The organism is Nonomuraea sp. NPDC049709, assembly GCF_040674815.1.
Taxonomy (GTDB): domain Bacteria; phylum Actinomycetota; class Actinomycetes; order Streptosporangiales; family Streptosporangiaceae; genus Nonomuraea.
The window spans coordinates 42,665-66,655 of sequence record NZ_JBFANM010000059.1 but is presented as its reverse complement, the minus strand read 5'-3'; the positions used below and the strand labels follow the sequence as shown (position 1 = coordinate 66,655).

Annotated in this window: 29 protein-coding genes; 24 read left to right on the top strand and 5 right to left on the bottom strand. The window is 69.7% G+C overall.

Annotation, left to right across the window (positions count from 1 at the left end):
* The first annotated feature begins 621 nt into the window (after window positions 1-621).
* Window positions 622-999 carry a hypothetical protein gene (locus AB0J69_RS43385; RefSeq protein ID WP_364130591.1) on the top strand — a complete coding sequence of 126 codons (378 nt, stop codon included), beginning with the start codon at window positions 622-624 and terminating at the stop codon, window positions 997-999.
* Window positions 1,000-1,740: 741 nt separating this feature from the next.
* Here AB0J69_RS43385 and AB0J69_RS43380 read toward each other — a convergent pair.
* The gene (locus AB0J69_RS43380; protein ID WP_364130588.1) at window positions 1,741-2,637 is read right to left on the bottom strand and encodes a hypothetical protein; all 897 of its coding nucleotides are present in this window, start codon (window positions 2,635-2,637) and stop codon (window positions 1,741-1,743) included.
* 557 nt (window positions 2,638-3,194) lie between these two features.
* Here AB0J69_RS43380 and AB0J69_RS43375 point away from each other — a divergent pair.
* A complete protein-coding gene (locus tag AB0J69_RS43375; protein WP_364130585.1) occupies window positions 3,195-4,088 on the top strand; it encodes an arginase family protein in 894 nt (297 codons plus the stop codon).
* Window positions 4,089-4,234: 146 nt separating this feature from the next.
* The gene (locus AB0J69_RS43370; RefSeq protein ID WP_364130582.1) at window positions 4,235-5,110 is read left to right on the top strand and encodes a GNAT family N-acetyltransferase; all 876 of its coding nucleotides are present in this window, start codon (window positions 4,235-4,237) and stop codon (window positions 5,108-5,110) included.
* 43 nt (window positions 5,111-5,153) lie between these two features.
* Here AB0J69_RS43370 and AB0J69_RS43365 read toward each other — a convergent pair whose 3' ends face one another.
* Window positions 5,154-5,882: a MerR family transcriptional regulator gene (locus AB0J69_RS43365; protein WP_364130579.1), complete on the bottom strand. Its 729-nt coding sequence runs from the start codon at window positions 5,880-5,882 to the stop codon at window positions 5,154-5,156.
* A 53-nt stretch (window positions 5,883-5,935) separates the two neighbouring features.
* Between AB0J69_RS43365 and AB0J69_RS43360 the strand changes: the two genes are divergently transcribed.
* The 4 genes from AB0J69_RS43360 to AB0J69_RS43345 all read left to right on the top strand — a co-directional run bounded on the left by AB0J69_RS43360 (window position 5,936) and on the right by AB0J69_RS43345 (window position 7,691).
* Window positions 5,936-6,613 carry a hypothetical protein gene (locus AB0J69_RS43360; protein WP_364130576.1) on the top strand — a complete coding sequence of 226 codons (678 nt, stop codon included), beginning with the start codon at window positions 5,936-5,938 and terminating at the stop codon, window positions 6,611-6,613.
* A gap of 83 nt (window positions 6,614-6,696) precedes the next feature.
* Entirely contained in the window at window positions 6,697-7,026 is a 330-nt protein-coding gene (locus AB0J69_RS43355) for a hypothetical protein (RefSeq protein ID WP_364130573.1), read from the top strand.
* A 57-nt stretch (window positions 7,027-7,083) separates the two neighbouring features.
* On the top strand, window positions 7,084-7,305 hold the full coding sequence (locus AB0J69_RS43350) for a DivIVA domain-containing protein (RefSeq protein WP_364130571.1): 222 nt from the start codon (window positions 7,084-7,086) through the stop codon (window positions 7,303-7,305).
* Window positions 7,302-7,691, top strand: coding sequence for a VOC family protein (locus AB0J69_RS43345; protein ID WP_364130569.1), 390 nt, complete (start codon window positions 7,302-7,304; stop codon window positions 7,689-7,691). The genes AB0J69_RS43350 and AB0J69_RS43345 overlap by 4 nt, the downstream gene beginning before the upstream one ends.
* Window positions 7,692-7,707: 16 nt before the next feature.
* Here the strand turns inward: AB0J69_RS43345 and AB0J69_RS43340 are convergent, their stop codons facing one another.
* Window positions 7,708-8,118 carry a hypothetical protein gene (locus tag AB0J69_RS43340; protein WP_364130567.1) on the bottom strand — a complete coding sequence of 137 codons (411 nt, stop codon included), beginning with the start codon at window positions 8,116-8,118 and terminating at the stop codon, window positions 7,708-7,710.
* 178 nt (window positions 8,119-8,296) lie between these two features.
* On the opposite strand from AB0J69_RS43340, the gene AB0J69_RS43335 reads away from it, so the two are divergent.
* On the top strand, window positions 8,297-8,716 hold the full coding sequence (locus tag AB0J69_RS43335) for a VOC family protein (RefSeq protein WP_364130566.1): 420 nt from the start codon (window positions 8,297-8,299) through the stop codon (window positions 8,714-8,716).
* Window positions 8,717-8,732: 16 nt separating this feature from the next.
* On the opposite strand, the gene AB0J69_RS43330 is transcribed toward AB0J69_RS43335, so the two are convergent.
* Window positions 8,733-9,380: a TetR/AcrR family transcriptional regulator gene (locus AB0J69_RS43330; RefSeq protein ID WP_364130565.1), complete on the bottom strand. Its 648-nt coding sequence runs from the start codon at window positions 9,378-9,380 to the stop codon at window positions 8,733-8,735.
* A 187-nt stretch (window positions 9,381-9,567) separates the two neighbouring features.
* On the opposite strand from AB0J69_RS43330, the gene AB0J69_RS43325 reads away from it, so the two are divergent.
* The 10 genes from AB0J69_RS43325 (at window position 9,568) to rfbD (ending at window position 17,496) form a co-directional block, all read left to right on the top strand.
* Window positions 9,568-9,939: an MmcQ/YjbR family DNA-binding protein gene (locus AB0J69_RS43325; RefSeq protein ID WP_364130563.1), complete on the top strand. Its 372-nt coding sequence runs from the start codon at window positions 9,568-9,570 to the stop codon at window positions 9,937-9,939.
* A 20-nt stretch (window positions 9,940-9,959) separates the two neighbouring features.
* Complete coding sequence (locus tag AB0J69_RS43320; protein WP_364130560.1) at window positions 9,960-10,481, top strand: GNAT family protein; 522 nt, start codon at window positions 9,960-9,962, stop codon at window positions 10,479-10,481.
* Window positions 10,482-10,490: 9 nt separating this feature from the next.
* Window positions 10,491-10,874 (top strand): hypothetical protein, encoded by a 384-nt coding sequence (locus AB0J69_RS43315; protein ID WP_364130557.1) that lies wholly within the window; start codon window positions 10,491-10,493, stop codon window positions 10,872-10,874.
* Window positions 10,875-10,921: 47 nt separating this feature from the next.
* Entirely contained in the window at window positions 10,922-11,806 is an 885-nt protein-coding gene (locus AB0J69_RS43310; protein WP_364130555.1) for an EamA family transporter, read from the top strand.
* A complete protein-coding gene (locus AB0J69_RS43305) occupies window positions 11,803-12,438 on the top strand; it encodes a GntR family transcriptional regulator (RefSeq protein WP_364130552.1) in 636 nt (211 codons plus the stop codon). The genes AB0J69_RS43310 and AB0J69_RS43305 overlap by 4 nt, the downstream gene beginning before the upstream one ends.
* Window positions 12,439-12,550: 112 nt before the next feature.
* Window positions 12,551-12,901 carry a hypothetical protein gene (locus tag AB0J69_RS43300; RefSeq protein WP_148433120.1) on the top strand — a complete coding sequence of 117 codons (351 nt, stop codon included), beginning with the start codon at window positions 12,551-12,553 and terminating at the stop codon, window positions 12,899-12,901.
* Window positions 12,902-13,168: 267 nt separating this feature from the next.
* Window positions 13,169-14,623 (top strand): sugar transferase, encoded by a 1,455-nt coding sequence (locus AB0J69_RS43295; RefSeq protein WP_364130549.1) that lies wholly within the window; start codon window positions 13,169-13,171, stop codon window positions 14,621-14,623.
* Window positions 14,624-14,625: 2 nt separating this feature from the next.
* The gene (locus tag AB0J69_RS43290; protein ID WP_364130546.1) at window positions 14,626-15,693 is read left to right on the top strand and encodes a glucose-1-phosphate thymidylyltransferase; all 1,068 of its coding nucleotides are present in this window, start codon (window positions 14,626-14,628) and stop codon (window positions 15,691-15,693) included.
* Complete coding sequence (gene rfbB, locus AB0J69_RS43285; RefSeq protein WP_364130543.1) at window positions 15,690-16,616, top strand: dTDP-glucose 4,6-dehydratase; 927 nt, start codon at window positions 15,690-15,692, stop codon at window positions 16,614-16,616. Before AB0J69_RS43290 ends, rfbB begins: the two co-directional genes overlap by 4 nt.
* A gap of 28 nt (window positions 16,617-16,644) precedes the next feature.
* On the top strand, window positions 16,645-17,496 hold the full coding sequence (rfbD, locus tag AB0J69_RS43280; RefSeq protein ID WP_364130541.1) for a dTDP-4-dehydrorhamnose reductase: 852 nt from the start codon (window positions 16,645-16,647) through the stop codon (window positions 17,494-17,496).
* Here rfbD and rfbC read toward each other — a convergent pair.
* Complete coding sequence (rfbC, locus tag AB0J69_RS43275) at window positions 17,478-18,056, bottom strand: dTDP-4-dehydrorhamnose 3,5-epimerase (RefSeq protein ID WP_364130538.1); 579 nt, start codon at window positions 18,054-18,056, stop codon at window positions 17,478-17,480. The two genes, rfbD and rfbC, sit on opposite strands and share 19 nt — an antisense overlap.
* 59 nt (window positions 18,057-18,115) lie before the next feature.
* On the opposite strand from rfbC, the gene AB0J69_RS43270 reads away from it, so the two are divergent.
* Genes AB0J69_RS43270 through AB0J69_RS43245 form a run of 6 tightly spaced genes read left to right on the top strand, consistent with a single transcriptional unit; the run spans window position 18,116 to window position 23,989 of the window.
* Entirely contained in the window at window positions 18,116-19,318 is a 1,203-nt protein-coding gene (locus tag AB0J69_RS43270; protein ID WP_364130536.1) for a class I SAM-dependent methyltransferase, read from the top strand.
* Complete coding sequence (locus AB0J69_RS43265; RefSeq protein ID WP_364130534.1) at window positions 19,315-20,091, top strand: glucose-1-phosphate cytidylyltransferase; 777 nt, start codon at window positions 19,315-19,317, stop codon at window positions 20,089-20,091. Before AB0J69_RS43270 ends, AB0J69_RS43265 begins: the two co-directional genes overlap by 4 nt.
* Complete coding sequence (locus tag AB0J69_RS43260; protein ID WP_364130532.1) at window positions 20,079-20,741, top strand: PIG-L family deacetylase; 663 nt, start codon at window positions 20,079-20,081, stop codon at window positions 20,739-20,741. The genes AB0J69_RS43265 and AB0J69_RS43260 overlap by 13 nt, the downstream gene beginning before the upstream one ends.
* 1 nt (window position 20,742) lies before the next feature.
* Entirely contained in the window at window positions 20,743-21,762 is a 1,020-nt protein-coding gene (locus AB0J69_RS43255; protein ID WP_364130529.1) for an SDR family oxidoreductase, read from the top strand.
* A complete protein-coding gene (locus AB0J69_RS43250; RefSeq protein WP_364130527.1) occupies window positions 21,759-23,036 on the top strand; it encodes a DUF4910 domain-containing protein in 1,278 nt (425 codons plus the stop codon). The genes AB0J69_RS43255 and AB0J69_RS43250 overlap by 4 nt, the downstream gene beginning before the upstream one ends.
* Entirely contained in the window at window positions 23,030-23,989 is a 960-nt protein-coding gene (locus AB0J69_RS43245; RefSeq protein WP_364130524.1) for a hypothetical protein, read from the top strand. The genes AB0J69_RS43250 and AB0J69_RS43245 overlap by 7 nt, the downstream gene beginning before the upstream one ends.
* The last annotated feature ends 2 nt before the right edge of the window (window positions 23,990-23,991 follow it).

Genomic DNA, 23,991 nt, shown 5'->3' with positions numbered 1-23,991 from the left:
CGACCGTATGGACCTGGTGTCTCAGCACTACACCGCTGAGAACACCGCAGCCTCAAGCTTGCCGAGTTGTACACATAGGAGATCAATCGGCAGCGCGGCGCGCCGCCGTACTCCCGGCCCTCCGCCCGCCCGCCGTCCGGGCGGCGGGCCGGTCCCGGACGGCAGCGGGACACCAGGCCGGGAGCCGCACGCAGGCCCGCCGTACCAACCGAACGCTCGGCCGGGGTTGCCGCGCCGCCGCTCAGATGCAGGCCTACGATCGCCGCTGCATGGCTGGACGCCGTACGTGCTTGGGGGCGATCGACGATTCAGGGTTCGTTCCTCACCCTGGCTCACCGGGCAACGTGGCTGACCCTCATTGCCGATATTGCTGAGCGTTATGTGGATCTGATTTGTCAAGCATGGCCACTACGGGTCGGCGGTGGCTACCGACTGGCCGATTTGGCGATGAACCTGGACGATCGCTTGTCGTGATGGGGATCTTCGGTTTCGAGCCGACCTTTCTTATCGGGCTTAAAGCTATCCGCGAGGAACATGGATCGGGCCTGGCTGCGTTGGGTGGTCGGCGTCTGACTGCTTCGCGATCGTGCGTTTCATCGAGGACGGGGATTGGTATGCCGAATGCCCCGTCGTCTTGGACTTCGACGGCGTCCAGGTAGAGATCATGCACTCGAGCTCGATGAGCTGTCGATCAGCTGGAACTCCATCGACACGACGGCTTCGATCACCGGCTGGGAATGGTTCGAGCTGACACCGGCGTGGTCCAGCGCCGACGAACGACTTGAGCCTTTCATCGGCCAGAAACTGCGCGGGGTGGCCCTACTCGAGTGCCGGCCATCACGTCGCGACGTGGCGGCCGGCACCCTCGCTGTGGAGTTCGTCTTCGACGCGGGCCGCTTCCACATCGCCAACGCCCTCGATGAGAACAGCATCGAGGTCAACGAGGCCCATCCAGAATGGGTGCGGCACCCACTGGGCTGTGGCACGCAGCCTGATTAGGTTGGCCTCCGGTTTATCTCGATGACCGGCAGCAGGGTCGCCTGAGCCGAGGCGTTGATCTGCCGGGGAGTGAGCCCGGCGGGGGTGGAACGTCGACGAGATGGCCGAAGTAGTCGGTCCAGGGCAGCCTGGCCATCATCGACCGCGGCGCGTTCGTCGTCGGTGAGTGGGACAGCGGAGAGCATGCGCTGCAAGTTGTTTTAGCCTCCAGCAGCAGAGCCCTGGAGGAGTCCTTCGGGGTGTAGAAGTCACACTTGGCGCAGGCCATCCGGTGCGGGCACTGCTTGAAGAAGGTGTAGTTGCAGAACCCATGCCCCAGGTCGTAGTACTGCCACGGCTCTCCCGCGGCTGCGGCCCCGCTCTCGACGGCGTCCCGGTCGACGAGGACTTCGATGGTGCGGCCGTTGCGCTCGAAATGTCCGGCGTCGCGGTATGCCTTGGACAGCGTGCTCGGGGCGATCTTGGCGTAGTGCTGGGTGGTGTCGGCTGAGCGGTGTCCGAGCCGAAGCCTGAAGCTCGAACAGCGTCATTGGCCACCTTGCTCCGACTCCGGCGGTGGCTCCGAGGTCCACTCTTGCTAACCGAGGTGCTAACAACGGTCCTGGACGATTACGAACGTTGGGGGACAGCGCCCCATCAGTAGGGTCGCCTTGAGCACGCATTGTCGCTCCACCTGGACGACCCTGGACGATCGTGTTCTCACTCGTAATGAAGGGGTCTCCAGCGTTCCCCGGTCTACCTCTACAGCGGATTAGGCTCTTCAGGCTCGGTCGCTGGGGGTCGATCCCAGAAAGTGGTCGCGATGACGAGCGCCGCTGCGGCCAGGAGGTGCCATCGGATCATCTTGGTCGCGTACGCGAGGTATTCGGCGCCCGCGACGATGAGAACCGTCGCGAACCCCTCGACGGCGGCGAGGAGGAGGAGCGCACCGATTCCCCATGCGACCTGGTGCCGCGTCCGGCCTGCCATGACGCCGCCGGCCACCGCGGCTAAGGCGATGAGCACGATCAGCACACCGTCCACGTCGGCCTTGCAGGACCACGCCCCGGGTCGTTTCCACAGCAGTTCCACCGATGGTGTGTAGGCGAACCAGCCGAAGGAGGTGGACTCACCGATCGGAAGAAAGAGCCGGCCGACTGTCCACGCAGCCGCCACGATGGCCGCCGCCCAGAGCACGATTCCCTTCCGCGCCGGAGGCAGGGGCGAACGTGCCGCCACGAGCAGCGTGACGATGGCCACGGTGTAGCAGACGATCGACAGCCAGGGCTCATCGACGGGAAGGGTCCGGTCGGTGAGGGGGCGGGTATCGGACGGGAGGGAGATCACGAACAGCCTGAACGCGAGGACGGCACAGACCGCCGCGCTTCCGAGGAGCGTGGTCCGGCGCGGGGCGCACACCAGGAGACCGGCCAGGACCACCGGCAGCAGGAGTTCGCCCCACGACAGCAGCTGCCACCACGGGCTCGTCGTCATGAGGACGGGTGCGACGGGGTCACCTCCCCAGCAGATCCCGATGTTCAGCTCTGCCGCGCTGACCCTGGAGGTCTTCAGGATGACCGGCCCGGAGGCGGCCAGGACCGCCCCGACACGGAGTGCCTTTGCAGGGAGGCGCGTCTCCACATGAGATGACTGCGTCACGACGGCCTCTCCGTTCCCCCGCTTGCTGGTAGAGCGACTCGGGCGACAGTAGCGGACGAAGGTCATGATCTAGCAAGGGCCACTCCTCGGTGAGGCGACCACCGGCGCGCTCCCTGAGTGCGACTTCTTTACCTAAGGCCACGCCAAGGTGAGCAATAGCCACTCATGTCACCCCCTGTTCGTTGGTGCGCGAGATGAACTGCTGCCACCAGCAATGTCTTTTGGAGTACCCAACGGCTACTGCGGTATCGGCGGCACGGGTCGCGTGCCCGGCAGGATCGGCGTCAGCCGAGGCCTGATCTCCAATCGAGCGCCGCGACACCGTTCGGACACGGGGAGGGGGTGCGGCTCGGTCTCAGGCTCGCGCGGGCGGGCGGGCGGGGGGAGTGTGGTCTCGGTTGAGGTGTACGGCGATGCGGACGATGTCCTCAGTGGGCGTGTGGAGCTGCCGCGTACGACAAGACGTGTGCTTGAGGCTGCGCCACCCGGGGCTGGTGCATCTGGGGTTGACGGGCAGGTATCGGGTGAGATCGTCGGCATGAGGAGAGGGGAATCTGATGGTGCGTCGTCCGGAGATCGTTCACGTGCGTACCAATCTGGGGTTGGTGCCCGGGGTTGAGCGGCTGGGTGAGGTGCTGTTGGGGGAAGGGTTGGCGGAGGGGATCGGGGCGAGGGCCGGGGCGGTGGTGGAGGCGCCGGCGTACTCGGGGGAGCGGGTTCATCCGAGTCGGCTGCTCAATGCCGAGGCGATGGGTGAGGTGGCGCTGCGGCAGGCCCTCGTGGTGGCGGACGTGATCGAGGGCGGCCGGTTGCCTGTGGTGCTTGGTGGGGACGACAGCGTGATCTTCGGTAGTTTGCTGGCGTTGCGGCGGCGAGGGGCCTACGGGTTGGTGTTTCTGGATGCGCACACCGACTTCTATCCGCCTGGTGACTCGCCGACGGGGCAGGCGTCGGATTCCGAGGTGTATCTCGCGTTCGGCAACGGTGCGGAGGTGATCGCGAATCTCGATGGTGCGCGGCCGTTGGTCGAGCCTCGGGCGGCGGTGCTGATCGGGCGCCGGGACTCTGACGAGTGGCGGGACACCGGTGCGGCGCTGTCCGCGACCGATGCCCTGGTCGTTTCTCTTGAGGAAGTGCGTGAGAGCGGTGTGGAGGGGGTCGCGCGGCGGGCGCTCGCTCGTCTGGACGATGCGGGAGTCGAAGGGTTCCTGCTGCACATCGATGCCGACGTGCTCGATGACGCGCTCATGCCGGCGGTCGACTACCGCTTGCCCGGTGGGTTGGATCGACGGGAGTTCGGTGCGCTGGTGGGGGCGTTGCTCGCCGATGAGCGGGTGGTGTGCGTCGACGTGACGATCTACAACCCTGGGCTTGATCCGGGCGGCGAGGCGGGGCGTGATCTCGCCGGGTGCTTGATCGACGCGTTTGCGCAGGGGCGCGCCGCGTCGTAGCCGTGTCGTTGGTGGTGTCCGTGGCCTGTGCGATGGGGTGGGCGGGCATTTGGGTCTTAGTGTGCTAAAAGGTGCACTAACCTCTTCGAATGATTTCCTGCCGTGCGAGCGTCCCCGCCGAACTCGAACGGGTGACTGCTTGGATCGTGTCCGAGCCTGTCGGCTGGATCCCCGCCGACCGTTACCTCGCGGAGCTGGCCGAGAACATGTACCGGCCGGAGTGGACGTGGATTGCCGAGGTCGGTGACCGGGTCGTGGGGCGGGCGCTGTGGTGGGGGCCGCGGGACAGCGCGTACCCGGTCGCGCTCGACTGCCTCGACGTGGATCCCGCGGTGGGTGAGCGGGCCACCGTCGCCGCCGAGCTGATCAGGGCCGGGCTGACGGGGTTCCCGAAGCCGGTGCAGTACGCGATCAAGGCGGCCGGCGGCTGGCGCGACGATCCGGCCACCTCGGCGGCCGTCGGATGGCGGCGGGCGGCGGCGCACGCGGCGGGGCTCACCCGGGAGGTGGAGCGGCTGCAGTTCGAGTGGGCGCCGGCCGACGGGGTGCCCGCGGCGACGGGCGTGCTGCGGTTCGCCGAGGCGTCGGACGAGGAGTTCCTGGCGGTGTTCGCGAGGATCGCCGAGGGGAGCCTGGACGCTCACACCCGGGCGAGCCTGGCGGCCAAGGGCGTGGACGCGACGGCGCGTGGAGAGATGGACTTCTATCTCGGCGCGCCGGGCAGGCGGGAGTGGTGGCGGCTCGCCTACACGGGCGAGGGTGAGGTGGCCGGCATGGCGATCCCCTCGGCGACGCCGTACAGCGTGAACGTGGGGTATCTCGGGGTGGTCCCGGAGTTCCGGGGGCGTGGGTACGTGGACGAGGTGCTGGCCGAGATCACCCGCATCCACGCGGCCGGCGGGGCGTCGCGGATCACCGCCACCACCGACGTGGGCAACGCACCGATGGCGGCCGCGTTCCGGCGCGCCGGATACCGCAACACGGAGATCCGGATCAACCTCTCCAACGACCTGAACCCCTGAGACTCCCCCCCGGTACGAGGTCGACCGTCGGGTGCGCCGGCGGTCATCCGGGTGCGGCGGCAACCGGGCGTGGGCGTACGGGGAGCTCGAGGACGGTGGCCTGGGTGCCGTCGGCGTCCACGAGGTGGTCTTCCACGGTGGGGCCGGCAATGTCCAGGTGGTGGCGGTCCAGCCAGCCGAACAGGTCGTGCCCGGCTTCGACCAGGGTGGTCGTGGGCGGGACCACGGCGCGTACGACGGTGCGGGTGGGCAGGGTGAGCCGCATTCCGCTGCGGTCCGTGGTCACCGCCGCGGTGAAGGTGCCCGTGGGGTGGCCGCGTAGCCAGGTCAGGAGGGTCGCGGGCGGTGGTGGGCAGAGGGCGGCCAGGGCGGACGGATGGTCGAGGCGCAGGTGGCGTACGTGGAGGTGGCGTGGGCCTACCGCGGTCTGCTGCGGCAGGATCGACATCGGGGTGGCGAGGTGGTCTTCGGCGTGGGCCGCGGTGGCGGCCAGCGCGGTGATGTCGCGACGGATGTCCGCCAGGGTCTCGGTCACGGCTTGGCGCAGTTGGGCCTCAGGTGCGTCCAGCAGGTCGACGATCCGGCGGAGCGGGAGGCCGAGGCGGCGAAGGGCGCGGATGCGTTCGAGCCGGGACAGTTCGGTCACGCCGTACCAGCGGTAGCCCGTGGCCTGGTCCGTGGCGGCGGGCGTGAGGAGGCCGATCTTGTCGTAGTGGCGCAGCGTGCGTTCGGTGATGCCGACCATGCGTGCCAGTTGCCCGATCCGCCACATTTCGACCTCTCGTGTTGACCTTGTCCCTGCGGCAAAGTCCTACGGTCACCGCCATGACTGACTCCAACGCTGGGCGCCGGCTTGCCGGTGTACTGCTGCTGAGCTCGCTGGTTGCCATGATCCTCGGTGCGGCCCTCGTGGTGCCATCGGGGCTTACCCTGAATCCGGCCGACCCCGCCGCCGCGCTGGCCGCGGTGAGCGAGCAGGCCGGGCTGCATCTGGCCGAGCTGGCCTTCGACGTGCTGGGCTGGCTGGGGCTGACCGCGGCGGGGCTGGTGATGGGTGCCAGTGCGGGCGGGGCGGGGCTGGTGATGGGCGCCGGTGCGGGCGGGGCGCCCAGGCCGTACCTGGTGGTGCTCGCCGGTGGGCTGCTGGCGGCGGCCGGGGTGGCCGGGCTGCTCCATGACGCCGGGAACCTGGCGTTGACCCAGCTGAGCCCCGTTCCCGCGGTCGCCGGCGCAGTGCTTCTGACCGCCAAGTGGATGGTCAACCTGGCCGGGCTGCTGTGGGCCGCGGCCACCGTCGCCGCGGCGGCCGGCGTGCCGATGCCTGCCGGGCTTCGCCGGGCCGGCTTCTGCGCGGCGCTCTTCGGTCTGGCCGCGGTCGTCCTGCCGTGGACGGCCGGGGCGGAGGGGGTGCCGGTGGCCGTGGAACAGCTCGGGTACGCCCTGCAGTTGCCGGTCGTCTTGTGGTACGGCTTGCTGGGATGGCGATTTCTGCGGCGTGGGTGACGTACGGAGCGGTGGCCGGGTTTACCGGGGGACTCGGCCCAGGATCGGTGGGTGGTGGGATGCCGTGGTCACGGGGTGCCGTCGTGGTGCTCGTGGCGGTGGTTTCGTTGTCGGGTTGCGGGCTCTCCGAGAATGAACGGTTCGCGCGGTCGGTGGCGAGCATGGAGGAAGTGGCGCGGGCGGCGGGTGGCGGGGAACTGCCGCGCGAAATCGGGGCGTTCGCGTTCGAGGATGTCCATCGGGACGGCGACCGGGTGTATTTCCAGGTGGGCAACAGCACCGGTGGTGTGGATCCCTATGGCTATGTCTGGAGCCCGAACGGCGTGCCGGTCGACACGGACGACTCCGATGCGGTGGCTTCGTCCTTCGAGCATGTGCGGGGCCACTGGTACCGGTGGAGCGACAGCTACTGAGCTCCGCCTCGATCGGGGGCCCTCGACAATGATCGGCGGGGCTGTGATGATCTGCGCGTGGCGCGTTTCAGGGTACGGTTCCGTGGTTACCACCGGGGCCAGGTCGATGAGCTGGCCGAACGCGTCGAGCGGGCGCTCGGTGGCTCCGGGGAACTGACGGGGACGGAGCTGCGCAAGGAGCTCACCGAAGGCGGGCTGGAGCTCGTGATCAGGGGGTACGACCCCCGCGAGGTCCACGCGGCCCTGGATGAGTGGGTGCGGCGGCTGGACGGTCGATGACGGTCATCGGGCAGATCTCGCTGGGCGTGCGGGATGACGTACGGGCCGCCGGGTTCTGGGGGCGGGCGCTCGGTTACGTGCGCAGGGCGCCGCGGTTCGAGGGTGACGACTGGATCGTGCTGGAGCCGCCGCCGGGCGTGGCCGGGGTCGCGATCGCGCTGGATGTGAGCGAGAGCCCGGCGGAGGAGTTCCCGCGCGTTCATCTCGATCTCCACGCTGGTGATCGAGACCTCGACGAGGAGGTCGAGAGGCTGGTGGCCCTGGGGGCACGGCGCGTGGACTGGGCGCATTATCCGGACGATCCGCGGCCCGAGGAGTGGCCTTATGTGGTGCTCGCCGATACGGAGGGCAACCGGTTCTGTGTGGAGGGGCGGCGTGCCGGGTGACCGGTGCGCAGGTGCGTCATCCGGCGCTGTCCGGGGTGCGGGGCGCGGTCGCCGGCGAGCTGAGCGGCCGTTTTCCGCGGGGCTCGCAGAACCAGCGGCCCGCCGGGGGCAGGAGCATGGCGATGACGATGATCATGGGAAACGGGTTGATCAGCTTGGACCAGGTGAGCTCGGAGTAGACGGCGGCGTTTGTGAGATTGGACGCCATCGACACCACCTGTACGGCGGCGATCTCCCAGCGCAGCATCCTTCTCCGCCGTCGCCAGCGGCTCAGTTGCCAGCCGATGGCCGACAGGAGCGCGGTGACGTAGGCGAGTGGCAGGAGAAGGCGCCACTCGAAGGAGGAGGCGAAGGCGACGAGCATGAGAGCCGTGCCCGCAAGGCCGAACGCCACCTCGAACGTCATGACATATTGGGCTGTCTTCACGGCTATCGGCATTCGCTCCGTCGCCGGCGCCGTGGTCGTGTTCGTCACATCCCTATTGTGCTGAACCCGGCACGAACTCGCTGTGAACCGGCTATTTCCGACAGCGGGCGATCCGAGGTCGCCGGTGGACAGGGGGATTCGGGCGTCAGATATTGGAAGAGAAAACGGAGGTGTTTTCATGTACGCACGCCTTGACCATATCGTCTGCTGGGTCTCCGATCAGCTCGTCTCGCTGCGTTTCTACGAACAGGTGATCGGTCTGCCCGGGGTCCGGGCCGCGGAGTTCCGTGACGGGAAGGCGCCTTTTCCCAGCGTACGGATCTCGCCCGAGTGCATTCTCGACCTGATGTCCTTCGAGGCGATGCGGGGGGTGGACGAGGGCACCGGGGTGCGCGGGAGCGCCGGGCATCCGATCAACCATTTCTGCCTGGCGGTCAGCAGGGAGGACTTCGACGCGTTGCAGGTCAGGTTGAAGCAGAACGGGGTGGAGATCACCGGCACCGGGGCGAACTCCTTCGGGGCGCGGGGCATCGCGCCGGAGACGTTCTTCTTCGCCGATCCCGATGGGAACGTGGTCGAGGTCCGATATTACGAGTGAGTGAGCCCGGCCGGCGTTACGTGCGGGTCGAGCGGGTCCGTCCGACGCCGCGGGTGAGCCGGGCCCGCACGGCTCGCCGGACCATCGGGCCCATGTCGTCCAGGGCCGCCACGAGCACGGTCAGCTCCTCCAGCGCGTCCAGCGCCTGGACGGCACCGTCGGTGTCCACGCCCTCGTACAGCTCCAGCCCCACGAACGCCGCCGCCGTCGCCTTGGCCAGCCCCGCGACGTCCACGAACTCGGCCAGCGGCGAGCTCGCCAGCACCCTCCCGAGCGCCTGCTCCACCTCCGCGATCCACAGGTTGAGCCCGGCCACCACCGCCGGGGCCAGCTTCTGGTCGGACTGGCTGCCCGCCAGGAGCTGGGAGAGCGCCGCGACGCTGCCCTCCGCGCGTTCCTCGGCGTGCAGCGCGCGGCCCAGGTCGAGCAGCTCGCGCAGCGACGTCACGGCGGCGAAGCGGTCCCGGTAGAGGGCGATGCGCTGGTGGGAGCCGTGCTCGCAGGCGGCGGCCAGGAGCTGGTCGACGCTGCCGAAGTGGTAGAAGACGAGTGCCTGGTTGACGCCCGCCGCCGCGGCGATCGTACGGGCGGAGGCCCCCGCCAGGCCCTGCTCCCTGAGCGTTTCGAGTGCCGCGTCGAGCAGCTTGGTACGTGTGTCGGCCACCAGGTCCACCAGATCTTCTCAGCGTCGATCAGCGTCGATGCACGTTGGTCGAGTGTCGGTCGGCGACGGGCTTGCTCCGTCCGGCCTCACGCTAGCGGGAACCCGTGCGGGACCAGGTCCGCTTGCGGGCCCTGCCGAGGGTCGAAGGCGGCTCGGAAGTGTCGGTCCGGTCTGGTACACAGGCGGCATGGGTGTGAGTGTCGACGAGTTCCTCGAGTTGCTGGACGAGCTGCCTGAGGTCCGGATGGGCCATGGTGGCGAGTGGATCGCGCTCAAGGTGCGCGACAAGGGGTTCGGCTACCTGTGGGAGGCGACCGAGACCGTCGGGCTCAAGGCCACGATCGAGGAGCAGATCGCGCTCGTGGCCGAGCGGCCGGAGGTGTTCGAGGTGCAGTTCACGGCGGGGCGGTTCGGCTGGGTGGTGGTGCACCTCGACAAGATCGACTCCGAGGAGCTGTTCGAGCTGGTGGCCGAGGCCTGGTGTCTGACCGCGCCGCGGCAGATGGTGGCCGACTTCGAGGCCTCCCACCCGATCGGGCAGAGGGTGCAATCGGGGTAATCTCGGGCAACGTGATCCCTGTGAACGTCCGGCTCCGGGAGTGGCGCGAGGGCGACGCACCCGCCGTGCTCCGCGCCTTCCAGGCGCCTGACCTGCGCCGGCAGGCGCCCTGGCCTGTTGTCACGCTCAAGGACGCCTGCGGGTGGATCGCGTCGTGGTCGGGGGTGGGGCATGCCTTCGCGGTGACGGTCGACGGGCCGGGCGGGGAGCAGGTCGTCGGGAACGTCGCGGTGGCCCGGATCGATGATCACGGCAACGGGTGGGTGTCCTACTGGGTGGTCCCCGAGGCCAGGGGTAAGGGGATCGCGGTCGCGGCCACCGAGTTGCTCGCGAGGTGGGCCTTTGACGAGCGCGGGCTCTATCGGCTTGAGCTGGGGCATCGTACGAACAATCCGGCTTCGTGCAGGGTCGCCACCAAGGCCGGGTTCCTGCCGGAGGGCATCGAGCGGGGCAAGCTCTGTTACGAGGGTGTCCGCTACGACGTCGAGCGGCATGCGCGGCTGGCCACCGATGAGTGGTCAGGGTGGGGCGCGCTGAACTAACCTTTGCGGGTGGACAGCGAGAGTCTGGCCGCGGCCGGGCTGCTGGCGGCCCTGGGTCGGGCGTCGGAGATTCTCGCCGAATTACGTCATCCCTTCGTGAGAAGTGAGCGCTTCTCCTATTTCTTCCCGCCCGCGGGAGCCCGCGTCGGCGCGCTCTTCATGCTGCCCGACGGCCGTGAGGTGCGGTTCGAGGTCTCCATCGTCGCCTCCGGCAACGCCTTCCACGTGGAGGGCGGCATCACGGCGGAGGCCGAGACCCTGCTCGACCTGCCGCGCAAGAGCGTGCCGGGGATCCACGACGGGCTGGCCGTGTTCGACGACTACGCGGGGGAGGTCGCGGCTCCGGCGGCGCGGGTGATCGAGCAGCTTCTGGAGGAGTTGTCAGACAGCTAGGCAAAATCGAGTGTCTGATTGTCTGACAATGACGGCATAATGGGGCCATGAGAAATGGACCCCTTGCCGTCGTGGGCGCTTCCGTGCTCTGGGGCACCGCCGGGACGGCCGGGTTGCTGGTCTCCGCCGACTCCGTGGCCCTGGCGGCCGCCCGGCTGGTGATCGGGGGTGCCGCTCTCGCGCTCCTGGCCGGGGCCGGCCTCCGCCGGGTCGTACGACCGGGGCTGCTGCTGGGAGCGGTCGCGGTGGCCGCGTACCAGCTCTGCTTCTTCGCCGCCGTCGGCCGCACCGGCGTCGCCATCGGCACCGTCGTCGCGATCGGCAGCGGGCCGGTCTTCACGGGGCTGCTCTCCTGGGTGCTGCACGGCCGCCGCCCCAGCGGGCGCTGGACCCTGGCCACCACCGCGGCGATCTGCGGCTGCGCGGCGCTGATCGCGGGAGGTGATGCCGAGGCCGGTGCGCAGGTCGTCTCGGGGATCCTGTTCGCGCTGGTGGGCGGGCTGCTCTATGCCTTCTACGCCGTCATGGCGGCCCGGGCGATCGGCCAGGGCGGCGAGTCCAACGCGGTGATGGGCGTGATGTTCGGCGGGGCGGCGCTGATCATGCTGCCCGTGCTGGTGGTGAGCGGGGCCGGATGGACGGCGGAGCCGCGCGCGCTGCTCGCCGTGCTCTACCTGGGGCTCGGGACCACGGCTCTGTCCTACTTCCTGTACGGCCGGGGCCTGCGCACCACCCCCGTGGCCACGGCCGCCACGCTGGCCCTGGCCGAGCCGGCCGTCGCCGCGCTGCTCGGCCTGGTGGTGCTGGGCGAGCGGCTGCCCCCGGTCTCCGTCGCCGGGCTGGTGCTGCTGGGCCTCAGCCTCGTGGCGGTGGCCGTACCAGACAGGAGGCCGGAAAGAAGGCCGGAAAGGGAGCTAGAGTCGCAGCCGTGACTTTGCCGCTCAGACCCGTCTCCACCGTCGGCGCGCTCGCGGACGCCCTGCGCAGCAGGGTGTTGTCCGGCGAGATCCCACCCGGCACCGCGCTGCCCGAGCAGGAGATCGCCGCGGCGTACGGCGTCGCCAGGCCGACCGTGCGCGAGGCGCTGGCGAGCCTGGTCAACGAGGGAGTGCTCAGGCGTGAACGCAACCGCAGCGCCTATGTCCCGGAAGTGACGCTTTCGGACCTCGAAGACCTCATGTACGTCCGCCGCCCCCTGGAGGACCTCATGGCGCAGGCCGTGGCGGGGCGGACGGTGCCGGGGGCCGAGGCCGCGCTGCACCGGATGGCCGCCCTGCCCCACGACGCGCCCTGGTCGGAGACCGTGGCCGAGCACATGGCGTTGCACCAGGCGCTGATCGAGGCGGTCGGCAGCCCGCGGCTGGAGCGGCTCTACGGCGCGCTGTCCGCTGAGACCAGGCTCGGGCTGGTGCGGCTGCGCGAGGTGTACAAGGACCGCGACGTGCTGATCAGCGAGCATCGCGAGCTGCTCGACGCCATCGCGGACGGGCCGCAGGAGGCGGCGCGGGCGGCCGTGGCGGCGCATCTCAGCCACTCCTGGGGCGGTGAGGGGCGGGGTCATTGAGCCGGCCCGCCGGGGGCTGAGGGCGGGGTCATTGAGGTGATTGGGGTGGGCATGAGCACCATTGAGCGCGAACCCTTGCGGGACTGCCCCGGAACTCGCAAGAATCGCGGCCATGCACGGCAATCCGATGCCGGACTCCTACGTGTATGTCACGGAAGAGGGCGTCACTCGTCACTATGCGGACGGTAGCGTCGAAGCCCTCGCCTGGGAGGACGTGGTGGAGGTCCGTGTCGTCACCGAATCCGGGGAAGACGTCCTCTACATCCTGCTCGATCGCGACGGCGAGGGTTGTGTCGTACCGCGCTCGGCCACGGACGCCACGTTCCTCGCCCGCCTGCGCTACCTGCCCGATTTCGACCTCGACCGGCTGACCCTGGCCGCCGACTCCGCGCACGACGGGGTGGTGGTCGTCTGGCGCAGCCCGGATCCGCCGTCGGCGCTGCCGGACCTCGAGTACGACTAGCCGCTTCACGCAACGGCAACCTGCTGAAATGTCGCCGTAAAACTCCCATTTCCCTACGGAACTGCTGCCACTTGTGGACCGTTCCGTCAACCCCTCCAGCCGCCCGGCAAACGTCCGATTGTGGACGTTTGACGTTATTCCCCGCGCCGGACTCGATCTTTACTCTTTAGTGGGGGCCGCCGCCCTTGTTGTGCGTGGGACTTGTCAACCCATGTGGTTCAAGGAACGTCAAGTTATCGCGGTGCACAGAGTTGTCAGGGTGGTGCTATGAGGGTGGGGACTGGGGAGTCCGCTGTCGTGCTCCTCGAGGCCGTACCACGCCGCGCGTCCAGCATCTGGACGCGGGCGTACTTACGGCTCCTGTTATGCGGGGACACGATCTGCGTGCTGCTCGCATGCGTATGCGTGCTGGGCATCCGGCTGATCGCCGGCGCGTACATTCCACTGGCCGAATACCTGCTGGGATTCGGTCTCGTCATCGCCTGGCCGGTCGCGCTCCTGATGAGCGGGGCGTATCGCCAGCGCGCCAACGGCGAGGGAACGGAGGAGTTCAAGGCCGTCTTCAACGGCGGCATCGGTCTGATGGCCACCGTCGCCATCATGGCCTACGCCACGCAGGCGGTGATCGCGCGCAGCTTCGTGATGGCGATGCTGCCGCTGGCCCTGCTGATCACGCTCTATTACCGATACCGGATGCGCAAGCGGCTCCACCGAAGGAGAGCGGTGGGCGACTACATGCGCCAGGTCATAGCGGTCGGGCACCGGGAGTCGATCCTCGACCTGGTGGTGCAGTTCAGGCGGCAGCCGTATCACGGAATGCGGGTGGTGGGAGCCTGCCTTCCGGACAACACGCTCGACGTCGACGTGGACGGCATCCCGGTCCTGGGGTCCTTCGGTGACGTGGCGAGCGCGGTCGAGCGGCAGCAGGCGGACGCCGTGGCCGTGCTGGCCTGCCCGGAGCTGGACGGGGCGGCGCTGCGCCGGCTGGCCTGGAGCCTGGAGACCGCGCGCACCGATCTCTTCGTGGCCCCCGCCCTCCTCGACGTGGCCGGGCCGCGTATCAGCATCAGGCCGGTCGCGGGGATGCCGCTCCTGCACGTGGAGCATCCCGAGTTCGACGGCATGCGGCAGTTCGTGAAGACGGTCTTCGACCGCCTGGTGGCGGGGGCCGCGCTCGTGGTGCTGGCCCTGCCGCTGCTGGCGATCGCGCTGATGATCCGCATGACGAGCCCGGGTCCCGCCCTGTTCCACCAGGTGCGGGTCGGCAAAAGCGGCAAAGAGTTCCGTGTCGTGAAATTTCGTACGATGGTGGTTGATGCGGAACGGCTCAAGAGCGCGTTACTCGATGCGAACGAGTTCGACGGGGTGCTCTTCAAGATTAGGAACGATCCAAGGATCACTCGGGTAGGCGCTTTCCTGCGGAAATACTCCCTCGACGAGCTGCCCCAGCTGCTCAATGTCCTCCGCGGAGAGATGTCCCTCGTCGGCCCCCGGCCGCCGCTGCCGGAAGAGGTCGGCAAGTACGGCGCCGACGTCCGCCGCCGCCTGGTGGTCAAGCCGGGCATGACCGGGTTGTGGCAGGTCAGCGGTCGCTCCGACCTGACCTGGGAGGAGTCCGTACGCCTCGACCTGCGGTACGTGGAGAACTGGTCGCTCATCCTCGACCTGCAGATCCTGTGGAAGACCTGGTCCGTCGTCACCCGTGGAGAAGGGGCGTACTAACGGTGAAAGCACTCGTGCTCGCCGGGGGGTCGGGCACACGGCTACGACCCATCACCCACACCTCGGCCAAGCAACTGGTCCCGGTCGCGAACAAACCGGTCCTGTTCTACGGGTTGGAGGCCATCGCGGCCGCCGGGATCCGGGAGCTGGGCCTGGTCGTGGGCGACACGCACGCGGAGATCGAGGAGGCGGTGGGCGACGGCTCGGCGTTCGGGCTGCAGGTGACGTACCTGCGGCAGGAGGCGCCGCTCGGGCTGGCCCACGGCGTGCTGATCGCCCGCGACTACCTGGGCGACGACGACTTCGTCATGTACCTGGGCGACAACTTCATCGTCGGCGGCATCAACGACCTGGTGGACAGGTTCGCCAGGGAGCGGCCCGCCGCCCAGATCATGCTGACCCAGGTCGGCGACCCGCGCCAGTTCGGGGTCGCCGAGCTCGACGCCGCGGGCCGCGTGGTCGGCCTGGAGGAGAAGCCGGCCCGGCCCAAGAGCGACCTGGCGCTGGTCGGCGTCTACCTGTTCAGCCCGGCCGTGCACGCGGCGGTGGCGGAGCTCAAGCCGTCGTGGCGGGACGAGCTGGAGATCACGGACGCCATCCAGTGGCTGATCGAGGCCGGGATGCGCGTCGAGTCCTCGGTGATCTCGGGCTACTGGAAGGACACCGGCAACGTCACCGACATGCTGGAGGTCAACCGGCTGGTCCTGGAGTCGGTGGAGCGGCGGATCCAGGGGCACGTGGACGCGGCCAGCGAGCTCATCGGCCGCGTCGCGGTCGAGCCGGGCGCGGTGGTCGAGCGGTCCCGGGTCGTCGGCCCGGCGATCATCGGTGCGGGCGCCCGGATCCAGGACAGCTACGTCGGCCCGTACACCTCGATCGGCGCCGCCTGCGCCATCATCGGCAGCGAGATCGAGTACTCGATCGTGCTGCCCAGGGCCTCCATCGCCGGGGTCGGCCGCATCGAGTCGTCGCTGATCGGCCACGACGTCGAGGTCACCCCCGCGCCCAACACGCCCAGAGCCCACCGTCTGGTGCTGGGCGATCACAGCAAGGTACAGATCAGTTCATGACAAGAATTCTGGTGACGGGTGGTGCGGGATTCATCGGCTCCCACTTCGTCCGGAACCTCCATGACGGGTACGTGACGGTCCTCGACAAGCTCACGTACGCCGGGAACCGCGCCAACCTCGACGGGGTGCGGCACGAGTTCGTGCACGGGGACATCTGCGACGCCGACCTGCTGGCCGACCTGGTCCCCGGGCACGACCTGGTGGTGAACTTCGCCGCCGAGTCCCACGTGGACCGCTCGATCGAGGGCGCCGCCGAGTTCATGCGCACCAACGCGCTCGGCACCCAGACGCTGCTCCAGGCGTGCCTGGAGGCCGAGGTGCCGAAGGTGGTGCAGGTGTCGACCGACGAGGTCTACGGCTCGATCGACATCGGCTCCTGGGACGAGGCCGCGCCGGTGCGGCCCCGCTCGCCGTACGCGGCGTCGAAGGCGAGCGGCGACCTGATCGCCCGCGCGTACGCGATCACGTACGGCCTGAACGTCTCGATCACCCGCTGCGGCAACAACTACGGCCCCAGGCAGTACCCCGAGAAGGTCATCCCGCTGTTCATCACGAACCTGCTGCAGGGCAGGAAGGTGCCGCTGTACGGGGACGGCGGCAACGTACGGGACTGGATCCACGTCGAGGACCACTGCGCGGGCATCCGCCTGGTCGCCGAGAAGGGCGGCCCGGGCGAGGTCTACCACATCGCGGGCACCGCGGAGCTGACCAACAAGGAGCTCACCACGCGCCTGCTCGAAGCCTGCGGCCAGGACTGGGACATGGTCGAGTACGTCGCCGACCGCAAGGGCCACGACCGCAGGTACTCCCTGGACGACGCCAAGCTGCGGGCCCTCGGCTACCGGCCGGAGGTCCCGTTCGAGCAGGGGCTCAAGGACACCGTCCGCTGGTACGCCGAGCACCGCGACTGGTGGGCCCGGTAGTGATCACCCGTTTATGCCAGGAGGCGGCATGAGGTGGCTCATCACGGGGGCGGGTGGCATGCTGGCCGCCGACGTCCTCGACCGGACCGCGCTGACCGGCGAGCCGGTGCTCGCGCTCGGCCGGGGTGAACTGGACGTGCGCGACAGGCGGGCGGTGCACGACTTCGTCTCCGCCTACCGGCCCAGAGCCGTGATCAACTGTGCCGCCTGGACCGCGGTGGACGACGCCGAGACGCACGAGGCCGAGGCGCTCGCGGTCAACGGGAGCGCGGTGCGCTGGCTGGCCGAGGCGTGCGACCGGGTCGGGGCCCGGCTCCTGCACGTCTCCACCGACTACGTCTTCGCGGGGACCGGCCTCCTGCCCTACCCGGAGGACGCGCCGACGGGGCCGGTGAACGCCTACGGCAGGACCAAGCTGGCGGGAGAGCGGGCGGCGCTGGAGCACGGGCACTACGTGGTGCGCAGCGCCTGGCTGTACGGCGCGCACGGCGCCAACTTCGCGCGGACCATGATCAGGCTGGCCGGGGAGCGGCGGACCCTGAACGTGGTCGACGACCAGCGCGGCCAGCCCACGTGGAGCGCCGATCTGGCCGACTACCTCGTCCGGCTCGCGCAGTCGGACCTGCCGCCGGGCGTCTATCACGGCACGAGCGAGGGCGAGACGACCTGGTGCGGGTTCGCCAAGGAGATCTTCACGCTGCTGGGCGAGGATCCCGGACGGGTGCGCCCGGTGCCGACCTCGTCCTTCCCGCGCCCCGCCGCCCGCCCGGCGAACAGCGTGCTGGCGCACACCCGGTGGGAGCCGATCCGGCACTGGCGCGCGGCGCTGCACGCGGCCTGGCCCGTCCTGTCGAGGAGCCGTCAGTGCAGCGTGGCGTAGAACTCCCGGCACACCTGGTAGCCGGGCAGCAGCCCGGTCGCGAGCGCCTCGTCGAGGGAGGGCGCCTTGGCGTCCTTCTCCGACAGCACGGGCTCCACGCCGGCCGGCCAGCCGATCGACAGGGCCGGGTCGAGCGGGTGGATGCCGTGCTCGCGGCCCGGCGCGTACGGCTCCGAGCACAGGTACGCGACCGTCGCCTGCTCGCTGAGCGCCATGAACGCGTGGCCCAGCCCCTCGGCGATCAGCACGGCGCTCCGCGTCTCGTCGTCCAGCGTCAGGGCCTCCCACCGGCCGAAGGTGGGGGATCCCACGCGGATGTCCACGACGACGTCCATGACGCTGCCCGACAGGCACATCACGTATTTCGCCTGCCCCGGCGGCACGTCGGCGAAGTGCACGCCACGCAGCACGCCGCGGGCGGACACGGAGCAGTTGACCTGGGCCAGCTCGAACCGCCGCGGCAGGTCGGCCGCGCGGTAGGCCTCGAAGAACGAGCCGCGGGGGTCGGCGTGGACGAGCGGCGTGTGGCGCCAGGCGCCGTCGATGCCGAGGGGATCCATGACCCGACAGTAACGAGATCACCGGGCCGAGCGGAACATCAACTTCTTGGAGCATGTGGATGAAGACTTGCCGGTTATGCGGCTCCACCGACCTCACGAGCGTGGTCGACCTGGGGGCGACGCCGCCCTGCGAGCGGTTCCTCACGGCCGAGCAGCTCGACGAGCCCGAGCTGACCTATCCGCTGCACCTGCGCGTGTGCACGTCGTGCTGGCTGGCGCAGATCCCGCCGCTGATCACCCCCGAGGAGACCTTCACCGACTACGCCTACTTCTCCTCCTACTCCGCCTCCTGGGTGGAGCACGCGCGCTCCTTCGTGGCGGGGCTCGACCTGCGGCCCGACTCGTTCGTGGTGGAGGTGGCCAGCAACGACGGCTACCTGCTGCGGCACGTGCTGGACCGGGGGGCGCGCTGCCTGGGCATCGAGCCGTCGGTCAACGTGGGCCAGGCCGCCAGGGAGCGCGGGGTGCCGACGGTGACGGCGTTCCTCACGCCGGAGAGCGCCCGGGCCGTGGTGCGGGAGCACGGCACCGCCGACCACGTGGTCGCCAACAACGTCTACGCGCACATCCCCGACGTGATCGGCTTCACCGAGGGGCTGCGCACGCTGGTCGCCGACGACGGCTCGGTCTCGATCGAGGTGCAGCACCTGCTCACGCTGATGCAGCTCAACCAGTACGACACGATCTACCACGAGCACTTCCAGTACTACACGGTCGCCTCCGCGCAGCGCGCGCTGGCCAGTGGCGGCCTGACGCTGGTGGACGTGGAGCTGCTGACCACGCACGGCGGCTCGATCCGGCTGTGGGCCCGGCCGTCGGGCACGCCCTCGCAGCGGGTGGCCGACGTGCTGGCGATGGAGAAGGCGGCGGGGCTGCACGACATCTCCGGCTACATCGACTTCACCGAGCGGGTGGCCAAGGTCCGGCGCGACCTGCTGAGCTTCCTCGTCGCCGCCGCCGAGGACGGCAGCACGGTGGTCGGCTACGGGGCGCCGGGCAAGGGCAACACGCTGCTCAACCACTGCGGGGTACGGCCTGACCTGCTGCCGTACACCGTGGACCGCAACCCGTACAAGCACGGGAGGTTCACCCCGGGCGCCCGGATCCCGATCTTCCCGCCCGAGCGCATCGCCGCCGACCGGCCGGACTACGTCCTCGTCCTGCCCTGGAACCTGCGTGACGAGCTGGTCGACCAGCTCTCCTACATCCGTGACTGGGGCGGCCGGCTGGTCTTCCCCATCCCCACGCTGGAGGTCGTGTGAAGGTCGTCCTCTTCTGCGGCGGTCGCGGCACCCGGATGCGCAGCGACCTGCCCGGCGGCGACATGCCCAAGCCGATGCAGTTCGTCGGCCCGCGCCCGCTGGTCTGGCATGTGATGCGCTACTACGCGCACTTCGGGCACAAGGAGTTCATCCTGTGCCTGGGCTACGGCGCGCAGCACATCAAGGACTTCTTCCTGACGTACAAGGAGACGGCGTCGAACGACTTCGTCCTGCGTAACGGCCGGGCCGAGCTGTTATCCACAGATATTTCGGATTGGTCGGTCTCGCTGATCGACACCGGGCTCGACTCGTCGATCGGCGAACGGCTGCGCCGGGTGCGCCCGTACCTGGACGGCGACGAGATGTTCCTGGCCAACTACGCCGACGTGCTCACCGACGCCCCGCTGCCCGACATCATCGACCGCTTCACCGCCTCCGACGCCGGCGCCTCGATGATGGTGGTCCCACCCACGAACACCTTCCACGTCATCGACGTCAGCGAGGGCGGCCTGGTGGGCGGCATCACCCCGGTCAGCGAGATGCCGCTCTGGGTCAACGGCGGCTTCTTCGTGCTGCGCCAGGAGGTCTTCGAGCACATCCCGGAGCAGGGCGACCTGGTCGCGGACGGCTGCGCCGAGCTGGCCAAGCGCGGGCGGCTGATGGCGTACCCGCACCGCGGCTACTGGCGGCCGAGCGACACCGTGAACCAGCGCCTGGAGCTGGACCGCTCGTGGGCCCGCGGCGAACGGCCGTGGGCGTTGTGGGAAACGTGATCGGCCTGCGGCCCGCGCGTACGGACGCGGTCGTGGCCCTGGGCGCGCACTGCGACGACCTCGCGATCGGGGCGGGCGGGACCCTGCTCACGCTCTGCGCCGCGCGCCCCGGGCTGCGCGTGGACGCGCTCGTGCTGTCCGGCGGCGGCACCGACCGCGAGCGCGAGGAGCGGGCCGCGCTCGCCGCGTTCTGCCCCGGCGCCGACCTCCGGCTCACCGTGCTCAAGATCCCGGACGGCCGCCTGCCCGCGCACTGGGACGAGGCCAAGAACGCCCTGGAGGACCTGCGGGCCGCCCAGCCCGCCCCCGACCTGATCGTCGCGCCCTGGCGCGGCGACGCCCACCAGGACCACCGCGGCCTGGCCGAGCTCGTGCCCACGGTCTACCGCGACCATCTCGTGCTCGGCTACGAGATCGTCAAGTGGGACGGCGACCTCGGCCGCCCCTCGGTCCACCACCCGCTCGCCGACGAGGTGGCCGAGGCCAAGGTGCGGCTGCTGCAGGAGCACTACCCCTCACAGAGACACCGCCCCTGGTACGACCGGGAGGCGTTCCTCGGGCTCGCCCGCATCCGCGGCATCGAGTGCGGGGCCCGCTACGCCGAGGCCTTCCACGTGACCAAGCTGACCATCGATCTTGCTGGAGACTGACGTGCGGATCCTATTGACCGGGCACCAGGGTTACCTGGGCAGCGTGATGGCCCCCGTGCTGGCGGCGGCCGGACACGAGGTGATCGGCCTCGACTCGGGCCTGTTCGCCGACTGCGTGCTCGGCCCCCCTCCGGCCGACCCGCCCGGCCACGCCGTGGACCTGCGGGACGTGCCGCCGGACCTGCTGACCGGCATCGACGCGGTGGCTCACCTGGCCGCGCTCTCGAACGACCCGCTCGGCTCGCTCGCGCCGGAGCTGACCTACGACATCAACCACCACGCCTCGGTACGGCTGGCCCGCCTGGCCAAGGACGCCGGGGTGCGCAGGTTCCTGTACGCCTCCACCTGCTCGGTCTACGGCGCCTCGGGCGGCGACGAGCTGGTGAACGAGGACGCGCCGCTCAAGCCGGTCACCCCGTACGCCGAGTCGAAGGTGCGTGTCGAGGAGGACCTGGTGGGGCTGGCCGACGCCGACTTCACCCCGGTCTTCATGCGCAACGCCACGGCCTTCGGCTTCTCGCCCCGGCTCCGGGCCGACATCGTGCTGAACAACCTGGTGGGGCACGCCGTGCTGACCGGCGAGGTGCGGGTGCTGTCGGACGGGACGCCGTGGCGGCCGCTGGTGCACGCGCGCGACATCGCCGAGGCGTTCCTGCTCGCGCTGGACGCGCCGCGCGAGGCCGTGCACGCGCGGGCCTTCAACATCGGCACCGAGGGCAACAACGTGACCGTGGCCGAGATCGCCGGGGAGGTGGCCGAGGCCGTGCCGGGCGCCCGGCTGGTGATCACCGGTGAGGCCGGCAACGACCCCCGCTCCTACCGGGTCGACTTCGCGCGGGTACGGGCGGCGCTGCCCGGCTACGAGGCCCGCTGGACGGTCAAGGCGGGCGCGGCCGAGCTGGCCGAGGCCTACCGCGCGCACGGGCTGACCAGGTACGACTTCGAGCGCCGCTTCACGCGTCTGGCCAGGCTGTCGGACCGCAGGCTCGACGGGACGATCGGCGAAGAGCTGCGACCATGACGGGGGCCGAGCTGCACGCCCTGGTCGAGCGCCTGTACCCGCTGTGCAGGAGCATCACCGGCGACGGCGTGCGGGCCACGCTGGAGATCGTCGGCGAGCACGTCCCGCTGGAGATCACCGAGGTGCCGACCGGCACGGAGGTGCTCGACTGGACGGTGCCCAAGGAGTGGAACATCCGCGACGCCTACGTCAAGGACGCCACGGGGCGCCGGGTCGTCGACTTCCGCGAGTCGAACCTGCACGTGGTGGGCTACAGCGTGCCGGTGTCGGGGACGTACTCGCTGGCCGAGCTGCGCCCACATCTGCACACGCTGCCCGAGCAGCCCGATCTGATCCCCTACCGGACCGGTTACTACGCCGAGACCTGGGGCTTCTGCCTGCGCCAGAGCACGCTCGACGCGCTGGACGAGGGACCGTACGAGGTGCTGATCGACTCGACGCTCCAGGACGGCTCGCTGACCATCGCCGAGCACGTCGTCCCCGGCAGGACCGAGGAGGAGGTGGTCATCTCCTGCCACACCTGCCATCCGTCGCTGGCCAACGACAACCTGGCCGGCATCGCGGTGGCGACGGGCCTGGCCCGGCGGCTGGCCGGGCAGCGGGGGCGGCCCCGGTTCACCTATCGCTTCCTGTTCATGCCGGGCACGATCGGCGCGATCACCTGGCTGGCGCTCAACAGGGAGCGCGTGCACCGGATCGCGCACGGGCTCACGCTGGCCTGCGCGGGCGATCCCGGGTCGCTCACGTACAAGCGCAGCAGGCGCGGCGACGCCGGCATCGACCGGGCCGTGACGCACGTGCTCAAGGACCGGCCGCACGACGTGCTGCCGTTCTCACCGTACGGCTACGACGAGCGGCAGTTCTGCTCGCCGGGCTTCAACCTGCCGTTCGGCAGCCTCACCAGGACGCCGTACGCCGGATATCCGGAATATCACACGTCGGGAGACAACCCGAATTTCGTCACCCCCACCGCCCTGGCCGACACGCTGGAGACGCTCTGGCAGGTCACCCGGGTGCTGGAGGGAGATCGCACCCTGCTCAACCTCAGCCCTTACGGCGAACCGCAACTGGGCCGACGTGGCCTGTACGGCTCGCTCGGAGGGCGGAGTGACACGAAACAGGCGCAGATGGCGATGTTATGGGTGTTGAACCTGTCCGACGGGGAGCACAGCCTGCTCGACATCGCCCAGCGCTCCGACATGCCGTTCGCCGCGCTGGAGGACGCGGCTCAGGCGCTGCTGGCGGCCGGACTGGTCAAGGAGATGGCGTGCTGAACTTCAGGGTCGGAGACCTGGTGGAAGTACGAAGCGAGGCCGAGATCCTCGCCACGCTGGACGAGCGTGGCGAGCTCGACGGGCTGCCGTTCATGCCCGAGATGCTGGCCTACTGCGGCCGGCGGCTCACCGTGCACAAAGTGGCGCACAAGCTGTGCGACACCCAGGCCCGCACCGGGCTGCGCAAGATGGAGCGCGCCGTTCACCTGACGGGGGCCCGGTGCGACGGGTCCGCGCACGGTGGCTGCCAGACCGCCTGCTCCCTGTACTGGAAGGAGGCCTGGATCAGGCGGGTGGCGGGCGAGCCCGCGCCTCCGGTCCAGGAGCCGCGGCTGCTGCCGCTGCTCGAGGTCAACACGCGCAAGCCGGCCGGCGACGGCGGAGCGGAACGTTTCGCCTGCCAGGCCACCGAGCTGCTGCGGGCCGCGCCGACGTGCCTGCCGCTCAAGAACGTCACGCAGTACGTCACCGACGTGCGCTCGGGCAACGTGGGCCCGCTCAGGACCCTGCAGAGCCTGGCCATCGGGCTGTTCAACCGGCTGCAGCACCTGGCCAGGCGCGTGCTGCCGCGGCGGCTGTGGCTCAGGAGCGGGCTGCCGTGGGGCTTCCTCAAGGGCCGGGTCACGGGTCCCACGCCCGCGCAGACCCTCGACCTGCGCCCGGGAGAGCTGGTCAGGGTCAAGCCCAAGGAGGAGATCCTCAAGACGCTCAACGCCGACCTGCTCAACCGCGGCATGGGCTTCGAGCAGGAGATGGCCCGCTACTGCGGGAGGACGGCGCGCGTGCAGGCCAGGGTCGAGCGGTGCATCGACGAGAAGACCGGCGCGATGCTGCACATGAAGAACCCGTGCATCGTGCTCGAGGAAGTCGTCTGCGAGGGGGTGCACAGCCTCAACTGCCCCCGCGAGTTCGTGCCGTTCTGGCGGGAGATCTGGCTGGAACGAGCGGTATGAAA